Genomic DNA, 12,488 nt, shown 5'->3' with positions numbered 1-12,488 from the left:
GTTGATTTTTTACCAAGTTGATTGGAGCAGAAGTGCGCGAGACTCCTGCAGGAAGAACTGTATAAGGGAGAACCCGCAGGCGTATGCCAAGAAGGATCCCGGACCGCCCGCGGAAAAAAGTGTACTGGAGCTCAAATCAACACCTATGTTTAACAGAGACAAGATTTAAAATATTTTTAAGTATGATAATATTCATTATATTTACTATTTTAAAATACCTATTTTATTAGCAATTAGTATATTCTTCCTTTATTTAAAAATGTTTTGACAACTCCCCGACATAGAAAGTATTATATTAATATGTATCAGGGAGGTTGAAAAATGTCAGAAATATCTAAACAGAAAATTGTAGACAGTGTCCCCCAGAAAGGATTCTTCGGACACCCAAAAGGTTTATTTACACTATTCTTTACTGAGTTCTGGGAACGTTTCTCCTACTATGGTATGAGGGCAATCCTGCTCTATTATATGTATTATGAGGTCACCCAGGGTGGTTTAGGACTTAATCAAACGACAGCAATGTCCATCATGTCCATTTACGGGTCATTAGTATATATGTCCGGAATTATTGGAGGATGGCTTGCCGACCGTATTTTTGGTACCAGGAAGGCCATTTTTTATGGCGGTATATTGATAATGCTCGGACATATTGCGTTAGCTATTCCTGGTAGTGTGGCGCTATTTTTCGTTTCTATGGTCCTTATCGTACTTGGTACAGGACTGTTAAAGCCGAATGTTTCCAGTGTGGTTGGGGACATTTATAGCGAAAAAGATGAACGTCGTGATGCAGGATTTAGTATTTTTTACATGGGTATAAACTTAGGTGCAGTTCTTGCTCCATGGATTACTGGATCTCTTGCGGACTATAGCTTCCATTTAGGATTTAGTATGGCAGCTATTGGAATGTTTATCGGTCTTATTCTATTTATGGTTACTGGAAAAGGCTATCTTGGTTTAGCCGGTACACAGGTCGCAAATCCTTTATCTTCAGAAGAAAAGAAAAAAGTATACAGTTATGCAGGTATCGGGATTGCGATCATTGCAATCATTTGTGCCATCACCATTCCAGCTGGTTATTTAACCATTGATAGCTTTGTTGCTCTTGTCGGTATTCTGGGTATCCTGCTTCCTATTATTTACTTTACCAGAATGTACCGCAGCCCAAACACAACAAGCGTAGAACGCTCTCGTCTAATTGCATATATTCCATTATTTATTGCTTCCGTTATGTTTTGGGCGATTCAGGAACAGGGGTCTACAATTCTTGCCAGCTATGCGGACCAACGCACACAGTTGCACTTTTTAGGAATTGAAATTGAGCCTGCATGGTTCCAGTCATTGAATCCATTATTTATTATTGTGTTAGCGCCTGTATTTGCCTGGATGTGGGTGAAATTAGGTAATCGTCAGCCTAGTATTCCTAAGAAATTCTCATTCGGTCTATTATTTGCCGGTCTATCCTTCATCGTCATTTTAATTCCGGGTTACATGGCAGGTACCGATTCACTGGTTAATCCATTATGGCTTGTACTCAGTTATTTTGTTGTTGTACTTGGTGAGCTTTGCTTATCTCCCGTTGGACTTTCAGCTACAACTAAACTGGCACCACAGGCATTCTCTGCCCAAACGATGAGCTTATGGTTCCTATCCAATGCAGCAGCACAGGCAATCAATGCGCAGATTGTTAAATTTTATAATGCCGACAATGAAATCCTTTATTTTGGGACGATTGGTGTCGTTGCAATTATTCTAAGTATTATCCTATTTGCAATGTCTCCAAAAATTCAAGGTTATATGAAAGGTATCCATTAATATATGAAATAAAAACTCCTGCTTGAAGAAAAGCAGGAGTTTTTTATGTATACATATCTGTTTAATGTTGTTCATTCATGTGTAATGTAGTCCAGTTTATGGATTAAACTTGAAATGAATGCAACAAATGAAAGATGGCTATCTAAGACTGAAGCTCCATTTTGGTGGTATGTAGATTAGTACCAAAAAATAAAGGCTATTTTTTGGTCCTTTTCTTAAAATTTAGGTAAAATAATAGTAGGAGATTTTTAATGGAAATCAGTCAGGAAGGAAAGTATCCCCATGGAAACCACGGTTGAATCATCAATATTATTATTTTCCTTAATGTTAATTGTAGGTGTTATAACAACAAAATTTTCTTCTCGCCTAGGTTTACCTTCCCTCGTTCTATTCCTTTTTGTGGGAATGTTTTTAAACCGATTTATTTACTTTGAAAATGTAGAATTAACACAATTTATCGGGATTTTAGCACTTATTATTATCCTATTTGAAGGTGGTACTCAAACGAAATGGGAGCATATCCGCCCCGTAGTCGGCAGTGCCGGGATTTTATCTACAGCGGGTGTCCTGATTACTACTCTCGTCACTGGCGTGGCAGCTATGTATATTCTAGACCTCTCCCTCATGGAAGGAATGCTCTTTGGTGCTATTGTTGGATCTACTGATGCTGCTGCTGTGTTTTCGGTTTTAGGAAATAAAAATATTAGAATGAAGTTAACCGCTACATTAGAAGCAGAATCTGGTTCTAATGATCCCATGGCTGTATTTTTAACAATTGCCTTTATCGAGTTGATTCAAGTTCCAGATAGTTCATTGTGGGTGACTGTTGGCGGGTTCTTCCTTCAAATGGGACTTGGTCTATTATTTGGATTGTTACTTGGTAAGTTAAGTGTAATGGTTATCAATAAAATTAAATTAGATGTTTCCGGAATGTATCCTATTCTTGCTATGGGAAGTGCTATTTTCACCTATGGTCTGACTTCTTTCTTTGGCGGTAGTGGCTTTCTTGCCGTATACGTGATGGCTGTTTTTATTGGTAATAGTGATTTAATGCATCGATTTTCGATTGTCCGCTTTAATGAAGGCTTTGCCTGGATGATGCAAATTATTATGTTTATTTTTCTTGGATTGCTGGTGTTTCCTGGTCAATTGCTAGATGTGATTTGGCAGGGGATTTTATTAGCGATTATTCTAATGTTTATTGCACGTCCTCTTGCTGTCTTTCTCAGTATGTTATTCTTTAAGTACAATCTAAAAGAACAGCTCTTTATCTCATGGGCGGGATTAAAAGGTGCTGTTCCGATCGTATTAGCGACTTATCCTATTGTTACAGGTGTAGAAAATAGCCAGTTGATTTTTAATGCGGTGTTTTTCGTCGTATTGTTTTCAGCCTTAATTCAGGGAAGTACACTTTCCACTCTTGCAACCAAGTTAAAACTCACAGGTGATACGGATGATTTTGATGTCACCAGTTTAGAAATGATTAATTTAGGGAATACCGATTCGGAAATACTCAAATTATTCGTGACTCATAAATCCTCATCTGTCAACCATTCCCTGATGGAAATAACTTTGCCTGATGACACTTTAATCATCGGAATTGTCAGGCATGAAAATCTTATCACACCATCCGGAAACTCAATGATTAAAGCTGGAGATACCCTTTATGTACTCAGCCATAAGAACAGCAGAGAAAAAGCAAAGCGGGTCTTGTTAGGTGAAAAAGAAAAGAAATCTAAATCAAAAGAACATAAAGAGCTACGTAAATAAAGGATAGCCTCTGCCTGGCTATCCTTTCCTTGTTCGTTTATCTTTTAGGAATTTCGATTCTCCTCTTTTCCTTCTTTTATGGTCCATAAAGTAAGGGGTTTATCATCACCTGTTAATAGATTATAAATATAGGAAGCAGTATGGTTATAACCATGTTCCACTTTTTCCGCTAAATAATTAGCCCTTTCATAAAGAATGGAACGAAAGTGATCTAATTGCCTTAAGGCTTTTTGCATAAGAGCCTCCTGATTTTCTAAACGATTCATGACATCCTTTTGCTTATCATCCTGCTCTGACATTTGTTGAGTCATCTGCTGCTGTTCATTAGCCAGTTGTCTGATTTGTTCAAGAATCTGGCTTTTTGCTGAATCCTGACTTTCTAACTGCTCTAATAGATTTTCTCTCGTTTGTGCCAATTCTCCTAAAATATTTTGACTTTTTCCCTGGTCGTCTTTTATTTGCTTCAGCATTTCATCATACTGTCGCTCAAGGTGATTTAGTTCTGTAACAGTTTGCTTTTGAAACCACTCATTATTCTTTCGTTCTTCCTTTAACCCCTGTAAATCCCTGTCTATCCCTTTCCATTGCTGTAATTGTTCCTGATTTTGCTGTTCATGGCGAACTGTCAGTTGTTTTAAGGATTGCAACAAGGCTTCATTGTTCTTTTTCTGCTCTTCGACTAACTCTGAAAAATAATCACGTCGCAGGTATTCCTGGTTAGGCTCATGAAGATTTTCTCCATTTTTATAAACTTCCGGATGCTCTTTATCATTCATATATAACCCCATCTATAACACATCCCTTGTTGAAATACGGTATTATTATATGCATCTAGATTTCATTTTGGGACGTTTTACGGATGAGATTCCATTATGAACGAATCAATTCCAAAAAGTGAGATAATATTTTTGCTGTAAGCCCCCAGATGACTTTATCCTCATATACATAAAAATACTCATCTATTTTCCCAGTCCGCCAGTCATAATCTTTTCCTCCTGTGATTAAATCAAATGGGAATCCTTCTTGAGGTTTTACTTTCACATCAATATGATAGACATCAGGTTTCGTTGTCATAAAAAAGGATAAAGGTACCATAAATACTTCTTCAACCTCTTGCGGATTTGGGTTCATATTGTTTAAGGAATCGATCCACCCTACATGGGAATAAACAATCATACCAGATGGTGACACAAGATAATCAAGCGGATAGACATCTGTGATTTCTGATTCTTGAATGCCTAACTCTTCCGTTGTCTCCCTTATAGCTGCTGCCTGTTCTGAAGTGTCTGTCTTATCAATTCTTCCTCCAGGAAAACAAATTTCACCTGGCTGCCGGTTTAACTGATATGAGCGTACTTCAAAAAGGATATAAATGTCGTCATATTTACGAATAAGGGGTAATAGTACAGAAGATTTCGTGAAGCGTTCATTTCCTAAAATAGATGGCGTATGCTTTTGTACCTTATTTAAAATATCTTTTGAATTCAATATATTCACCTCAAAAACATTTCCTTACTTGTAACTATAGCAAATATTAACAACATTTACATCAGCTTAGGGCGATGCATTACCATCTATTTCTTTATTACAAATATGGCTTGTGAGGGCCTTATCCACTTGCTTTTTGAAGGCGGGCTGTTATCAGCTGTTAATATGCCTGCTGTAATGTCATGTTGCTTCTGAAAAAGATCGGCAAAAAAGCATCAAACCTGCTTCCTTATCAAGATTGCCTTTGGCTGGTATCGGAACCATGGTTACACTATACAATACGCTTGGGTTATGAACCCAAGCGTATACTTATATTTGCTCTATAGAGGAATAAGTTCCCCGGCCTAACTCTTACTTTAAGCTATGCATCAGATGAATTATTACTTGTTAAAGTAAGATTAACTTCCTTTTTCTCTTTACCTCTGTAAAATTCAATTTTTACTTTATCGCCGATTGAATGCTCGGAATATAGATATTTGCGTAAATCTCCAACATCTTTAATTTTTTCACCGTCGACAGCCACAATAATATCTTCTTTTTTCAATCCGGCTTCAGCGGCAGGAGTATTTGATTCCACGCCTGCAATAATTACTCCCTCTTTAATATCCTTAGATTGATTCTGCATATAAACAGAAGGGATTTCCGTTACATTTACGAGCTTAACTCCAAGATATGGTCGTTCAACTTGACCATTCTTCATAATTTCGTCCACAATGGATTGAACTTTTTTACTTGGAATGGCAAAGCCTAAACCTTCTACATTTTGATTGGAAATTTTCAAGCTATTGATGCCTACTAATTTACCATTCGTATTAATTAAAGCTCCTCCGCTATTTCCTGGGTTAATGGCTGCGTCGGTTTGAATAACCTCTAAATCCCATTTACCCGCAGAAGTATTAACCGAAATACTACGGTCCACTGCGCTTATAATTCCCTGAGTCACTGTTCTTGAAAGCTCCAGCCCAAGTGGATTTCCAATTGCAATCACCTGCTCACCGGTTTTGAGAGAATCCGAGTCACCAAATTCCATTGGTTTTATATCATAATCACCATCTATTTTTAATACGGCTATATCTGTTAAGGCATCCCTTCCAACAAGCTCAGCATTAACCGTTTTATCATTGTGTAAAGAGACTTCAATTTCGCTGGCGCCTTCTACCACATGATTATTCGTTACGATATAAGCGCTATTGTCTGTAACCTTATAAATAACACCAGAGCCTGTTCCCGCATTTTGCTCCTGTGTATCTTGTGAAAACGGATTGCTTTGTTTTGATATATTCACAACCCCAACAATTGTTTTAGAGGCTTGATCTACGATATCTGTTACAGATGTTGCATTGGCATTAACCTTTTGCACATTCTCAGACGCTGAAGTTGCCGCACTTTCACTGTTTGAAGTCGTCTGTTCCTGTACGGCTGTCTCGTTATCATCAGTAATCCAATTCTGGAAGCCATCTACTTGTGTTACGGCTGTTAATGTCAGGACCGAACTTATAATTCCAGCGGAAATGGCTGTAAGTATCCCCTTCCACTTAAACTTTGAATCTTTTTGTATTTGTTCATTATTTGATTGATTCAAGGACTCTTCTTCTACTTTTTCTTGTTTTTGTTCTTGTTCTTGATCATCCATCATAACGAATCACCTCATTTTTTATTAATGATGATTGATTAGCTTTCTATACCATTACTATAAAGTGTGAATGTGTCAGACAGATGTCAAAACAAAAATGTATTTACATACTTAATTTTACGTTTCAGCAATTCTTCAGTTCCCCTTTTGTTCTCCTGCCATACTCCTGTCTCTATTTGTGGAATGAAACAAGCAATAATCAAAAATACTAAAAACACCATTACAACCTGGAAAGGAATGCTATATTTGAATTTACAAGCCTTAGTCTTTATTCCATTTTTCATCATATTTATTTTCATAGTCGGTTGTACGCAGGACCAGGAGCAGTCCCCAACTGAAAATGAACAAGAAGAACAGTCTGCTGATGATAAACAAGAAGATCAATCAGATAGCGAAGAAATAGACAAAACTCTGGAAAAGCAGGAAGCTGAGCAATTCATTCAATCATTTAGAGAACAATTGATTCAGGAAACGGATCAAAATTTACGTGTCAAAAATTTTAATCATAAAGAAGAACTCATTAACAATCTATCTAAACTGGCCGATCCAGAGCTCGCAAAACAATACGTTGATGTATTTTATAAAGAGGAAAATAATCATTTATATTTAATTCCCAAAAATGGGCCTGTATTATTAAATAAAAATATTCCATATAAACTGGCAAAGAATGAACAAGGTTTGTACTATGTTTCACAAGAAAATGAAAATGAGATGATGGGAAAATATTCTCTTTATATCCTGTTTAATCGAACAGAAAATCGCTGGATGATTAAGGATATTAAATTAGATGTTGAGGAGCAGCACGATGACGACGACCTGTCTGACCAAGAAAAGAAAAAGCAGGAACCGACTGAAGAAGTCGTCTATTCCAATCAACAAATTGAACAACAGGGAACGATGCTATTAGTTAACAAAACACATACCCTTCCTCAGGATTATGTACCAGAGGATTTAGTCATTCCAGATGTACTCTTTTCTTTTGAAAAACAATTACCAAAAAAACAGATGAAAAAAGAGGCGGCTCAAGCATTAGAAGACATGTTTCATCAAGCCAAAGCAGAGGATATTAACTTGTATGCCGTCTCTGGTTATCGATCCTATAAACGCCAGGATCAAATTTTTCAATACAATGTGAATCAACATGGAGAAGAGTACGCTAATCAATTTAGTGCAAAACCTGGTGAAAGTGAACACCAAACAGGGTTAACCATGGATATCACAAGCAGATCCGTTTCGGATTAATTCAGCAATTTGGTGAGACTAGAGAAGGAAAATGGGTCGCAAAAAATGCTCATAAATATGGATTTATTATTCGCTATCCAGAAAACATGCAGGAAATAACAGGATATATATATGAACCGTGGCACCTAAGATATATCGGAAAAGAAGCAGCAGAAAAAATCTATAATAGAAAGGTAACATTGGAGGAGTATTTGAATAAGATGTTCCCCAAAGGATAAGGGCCTTCGAATAACAAGGCCCTCCCTTCTTCACATCATGATCATACCTCCTGATGAAAACGTAACTCTATTTCTGTCTTATTCAACTTTCGGCAGCGTAAGTCGAAAGGTCGTCCCTGTTTCTGAGCTACTTACTAGCTTTAAGTCACCACCTAAAGTTTGGGCAATCATTTTACTAAATGGCAATCCAAGTCCAAGGCCACCGACTTTATATTTTTTTCCTTCTCCGCGGTAAAAACGTTCAAAGATAAAGGCTTGCTCTTCTTCAGGAATACCCAGACCTGTATCTTTTACATCAATGTTTACATATTTCGATTCTTCATTAACATTGATTTCAATGCTTCCCGTTTCCTCTATCGCCTGTTTGGCATTATTTAATAAATTTGTGATAATTTGTTGAAAGCGAACAGAATCGACTCGTACTTGAATGTCTTTTTCAGGAAGCTGTGCAGATATAAATTCATTTTGCTCATCTTGTGTAATTTCCCATTGATGAATTGTTTCTTTAATCAAATTTTGAAGCGAATACGTTTCAAAATTCATAGGTACAGCATTTGCAACAAAAGAATTAAAGGCTAATAAATCCTCCACCATTGTTTTCATTTTGGTTGTTTCTTTTAAGGATATATCCAAAAATTCCTTTGCTTCTTCTCCTGTTACCACATCATTTTTTACAGCTTGTAGCAAACCACTAACAGATGTAATTGGCGTTTTTAATTCATGGGTTACGCCCGCCAGTAATTCTGAACGAAGCCCCTCCAACCTTTGCAGTTGCTGTGACATCTCTTTAAATGAATGAACAAGCTCATATACTTCCTCTTCTTTTACCTGGGATGGGAGCTGGATATCATAATTTCCTTCCTGTACTTGTCTTGCTGCTTTTGCTACATCCTTAATGGGCTTTGATAACCTTCTTGATAAGAAATAAATCGCAGCCCATCCTAATACAGCCAATACAGCTATCATCACAAATAATTGTTTATACTCCTGGTTAACATGATTTAAATGCTCCTCGGTATCCATTACGACAGCCCATCCAAGCAACACAGAACCTAATTCAATCGGTTGTTTTACCAAATAAAGGTTTCCTGCTTGATTTATACTTAATTTCTGCACCTTTTCTTCTTTATTTAAAATAGACGGATTAATCCGTTGTTCATACGGACTTTGTGGTGTATTACTTGAAAGAATCCTGCCTTCTGTATTGACGATATAAATATAGGGGGTACTTTCCATATTGCTAAACTGCCCCCGTTTCTCCAAAAAGTTTTGTATATTTTCATCCGGTCTCCCTGGTTCCTCATTGACAAAACGATTGGCAATTTCCTGAGCCATAAATTCCATCATACTAATACGGCTTTCAAAGGTTTGATGTCTGATCCAAACTGCTGAAATAATAGTCACTACAAGGAGACCAATGGCCAATGTATAAACATATCGAGTTGTCCAGTATCGCTGTAAAGGGATTCGCTTTCTCTCATTCTTCGTAAACACTTAACTGATACCCCAATCCTCGAAGCGTTCTGATTTCACCTTCCGACGCCGGCCAGTCCTTTAGTGCCTTCCGCAATCGTTTAATAGATAGATCTACCGCCCGGTCACTTCCCTCATAATCAAATCCCCACACATGTTCAATGAGCTGTTCTCTTGTAAAGGTCTTGTTTGGGTGCTCAGCTAAAAATAAAAGGAGGGACAAATCCCGAGGACGTAATTCAATGTTCTGTTCATTCAATTTTACTCGGTGTGCATCAAGATCTATTTCTAACTGACCAAACCGCTGTACAGAAGGTTGCTTGGCTTCTGTACGTCGAAGAACAGCTTTTACACGTGCTACCACTTCATCGCCTGCAAATGGCTTTGATATATAATCATCGGCTCCTTCATTTAATCCAGTCAAACGATCATTTACCTCGCCTAAGGCGGTTAACATAATGACGGGGCAATTGCTTTTTTTGCGAATTTCCTTTAAGATTTGCCATCCATTTTTTCCCGGCAGCATAATATCCAGAAGAACTAATGACGGCTTAATCTCATCAAACCTGGCCAGCGCATCTTCCCCCGTGTACACCTGTTCCGTATCAAACTTGGCCTTTTGCAAATAAGCTCGTAACACCTGACTTATCGGGTATTCATCTTCAACAATTAAGATTGGCTTCATTCTGTATCAGCTCCAACGCACTTTTCTCTTTTGTAACCTTATCATGGAAAGATGTCAGACAAATGTCAAGGATAAGCCCATTCTTCTCTTAAAGAAGCTCTTTTAATGTCTGTTTATAAACCTGATAATCCTGTTCGGAAAACAAGGTCATGACGACATCTCCAAATGCTTGGGCCTGTAAGAAGTTTATAATAGTTTGTAACGCTACCGGAGCAGCCTGATTTATCGGATAACCATAAACACCTGTAGATATCGATGGGAAAGAAATACTGCTTACCCCTTTATTTCTAGAAAGCTCCAGAGAATTTTGATAACAGTTGGCCAAAAGCCTAGGTTCGTCACCACGGTTATTCCAAACGGGACCAACAGTATGAATCACATAACTTGCTGGCAACTGATAGCCTTTTGTCAATACAGCTTCACCGGTGGGTAAATAGTGATCATTTAACACTTCTTTCCGGATTCTTTTGCACTCCTCAAGTAATTCCTTACCTGCTGCACGATGAATGGCTCCATCAACACCCCCGCCACCTAAGAGAGAACCATTTGCAGCATTAACGATTGCCTCTGTCCTCTGCCTTGTAATGTCTCCTGCTTTCAACTCCAACAGGTTTCCATTAATTTCAGTACGCATGTAATCACTCCTGCTTTCTATCATAGAATAAAAGAAGTCTTCCAGCATAAAAAATCCATTCTCCCCCATGATTACAGGAAGAATGGATTTACTACTACTCACTGGCTTCGACACGATAGAGACTTTTAATGGCATCAATATGCTCAAACGATTTCAATTCCTCTAATACATGATGGATGCTTTTCTTGGTCGATTGATGTGTCACTATAATCAGTTCTGCTTTATGTTCCAGTTCATGAGGTTTTTGTATGACTTGCTCAATACTTACATCATAAGCCGCAAGCTTTTTCGCAATTTGTGCAAGGACACCACTTTGATCATCAACCAGAAGTCTAACAAAATACTTTGCAAAAATTTCATCATCGCTCTTAAGCTTTTTCTCCCGATAAGGAGCTAGCATACCACGGCCATTCACACCAAGCTTCATGTTTTTCACAACAGTAACAAGATCAGACACAACAGCGTTGGCTGTAGGGAGCTCCCCTGCCCCTGGACCATAAAACATCGTTTCCCCAACCGCTTCACCGTATACATACACAGCATTAAAGACACCGTTTACGGAAGCAAGTGGATGAGATTGTTTAATCATGGCAGGTTCTACACTTACTTCAATGAGTTCATCATCTTGTTTCGCAATACCTATTAATTTAATGATATACCCTAAATCCTTTGCATACTGAATGTCTTCTAAAGTAACCTCTTCCATGCCGACACATTCAACTTCATCTAAATTCATTCCTACATGAAAGCCTAAAGTACTAAGTATGGACATTTTTCTCGCCGCATCCAGACCACCTACATCAGAAGTCGGATCAGCTTCTGCATAACCTAATTCCTGTGCTTCTTTCAGGGCAGATTCATAGGACTCTTCCTCCTGACTCATCTTGGTCAGCATATAATTAGATGTTCCATTTACAATCCCCATCATCTTCGTAATTCGATCGGAGGAAAAACCTTCAACTAAAGCTCGTAGAATCGGAATTCCACCTGCAACACTAGCCTCATAAAATAAATCACATCCATGCTTAACCGCCTTTTCAAGAAGCTCACCGCCATGAACAGCCATTAAATCTTTATTAGCTGTGACTACATGCTTCCCTTGTTCAAGTGCGGCCAAAACATATTCTCTCGTTTGTTCTACTCCGCCCATAACTTCTACAATAACATCAACCTCTGGATCCTGAAGTACCGTATACGGATCCTCTGTTAAAAGGTCTTCATCTATGGCAATCGTCCTTTTCTTTTCACGATTTTGAACCAGAATACGACTAATTTGAATGTCCATTCCGGTCTGCTTTACCAAGTCTTCCTGATGTCCTTCAACCAGTCGATATACCCCTGTACCAACGGTTCCCATTCCCATTAAGCCAACTTTCACCTTGTTCATGGTTTGCTCCTGCCCCCTAAGATTGTAATTTCTTTTACCAAACCCACATTCAGTCCTCCAGAAGAGAACAATCGTATATATATAAAGGACATTATAATAGCTATGGCAGGGTTTTGCAACGGGAATTTGTTTATAAAATTTGTTTA

9 protein-coding genes and 1 pseudogene are annotated in these 12,488 nt (G+C 38.0%); 3 read left to right on the top strand and 7 right to left on the bottom strand.

Annotated features, from left to right (window positions below; genetic code table 11):
- Nucleotides 1-321 precede the first annotated feature (321 nt).
- On the top strand, nt 322-1,812 hold the full coding sequence (locus tag BMX63_RS05580) for a peptide MFS transporter (protein ID WP_093132816.1): 1,491 nt from the start codon (nt 322-324) through the stop codon (nt 1,810-1,812).
- Nucleotides 1,813-2,094: 282 nt separating this feature from the next.
- The gene (locus tag BMX63_RS05575; RefSeq protein ID WP_093132814.1) at nt 2,095-3,582 is read left to right on the top strand and encodes a potassium/proton antiporter; all 1,488 of its coding nucleotides are present in this window, start codon (nt 2,095-2,097) and stop codon (nt 3,580-3,582) included.
- Nucleotides 3,583-3,626: 44 nt separating this feature from the next.
- Here BMX63_RS05575 and BMX63_RS05570 read toward each other — a convergent pair whose 3' ends face one another.
- The 3 genes from BMX63_RS05570 to BMX63_RS05560 all read right to left on the bottom strand — a co-directional run bounded on the left by BMX63_RS05570 (nt 3,627) and on the right by BMX63_RS05560 (nt 6,706).
- Nucleotides 3,627-4,370 (bottom strand): hypothetical protein, encoded by a 744-nt coding sequence (locus BMX63_RS05570; RefSeq protein ID WP_093132812.1) that lies wholly within the window; start codon nt 4,368-4,370, stop codon nt 3,627-3,629.
- A gap of 82 nt (nt 4,371-4,452) precedes the next feature.
- On the bottom strand, nt 4,453-5,070 hold the full coding sequence (locus BMX63_RS05565; RefSeq protein WP_093132810.1) for an NUDIX hydrolase: 618 nt from the start codon (nt 5,068-5,070) through the stop codon (nt 4,453-4,455).
- Between the two features lie 361 nt (nt 5,071-5,431).
- Nucleotides 5,432-6,706: a S1C family serine protease gene (locus BMX63_RS05560; protein WP_245732730.1), complete on the bottom strand. Its 1,275-nt coding sequence runs from the start codon at nt 6,704-6,706 to the stop codon at nt 5,432-5,434.
- 180 nt (nt 6,707-6,886) lie between these two features.
- On the opposite strand from BMX63_RS05560, the pseudogene BMX63_RS18725 reads away from it, so the two are divergent.
- A pseudogene (locus tag BMX63_RS18725) lies at nt 6,887-8,163 on the top strand (M15 family metallopeptidase).
- Between the two features lie 78 nt (nt 8,164-8,241).
- Here the strand turns inward: BMX63_RS18725 and BMX63_RS05550 are convergent.
- The 4 genes from BMX63_RS05550 to BMX63_RS05535 all read right to left on the bottom strand — a co-directional run bounded on the left by BMX63_RS05550 (nt 8,242) and on the right by BMX63_RS05535 (nt 12,342).
- Nucleotides 8,242-9,657 (bottom strand): HAMP domain-containing sensor histidine kinase, encoded by a 1,416-nt coding sequence (locus BMX63_RS05550; protein ID WP_093132808.1) that lies wholly within the window; start codon nt 9,655-9,657, stop codon nt 8,242-8,244.
- Nucleotides 9,641-10,321 (bottom strand): response regulator transcription factor, encoded by a 681-nt coding sequence (locus BMX63_RS05545; protein WP_093132806.1) that lies wholly within the window; start codon nt 10,319-10,321, stop codon nt 9,641-9,643. The genes BMX63_RS05550 and BMX63_RS05545 overlap by 17 nt, the downstream gene beginning before the upstream one ends.
- An 88-nt stretch (nt 10,322-10,409) precedes the next feature.
- On the bottom strand, nt 10,410-10,955 hold the full coding sequence (locus tag BMX63_RS05540; RefSeq protein ID WP_093132804.1) for an O-acetyl-ADP-ribose deacetylase: 546 nt from the start codon (nt 10,953-10,955) through the stop codon (nt 10,410-10,412).
- A gap of 94 nt (nt 10,956-11,049) precedes the next feature.
- Complete coding sequence (locus BMX63_RS05535) at nt 11,050-12,342, bottom strand: homoserine dehydrogenase (protein ID WP_093132802.1); 1,293 nt, start codon at nt 12,340-12,342, stop codon at nt 11,050-11,052.
- Between the last annotated feature and the right edge of the window lie 146 nt (nt 12,343-12,488).

The sequence above is a fragment of the Salinibacillus kushneri genome (assembly GCF_900111405.1).
GTDB lineage: Bacteria > Bacillota > Bacilli > Bacillales > Alkalibacillaceae > Salinibacillus > Salinibacillus kushneri.
This window is presented reverse-complemented; position numbering and strand designations above follow the sequence as displayed.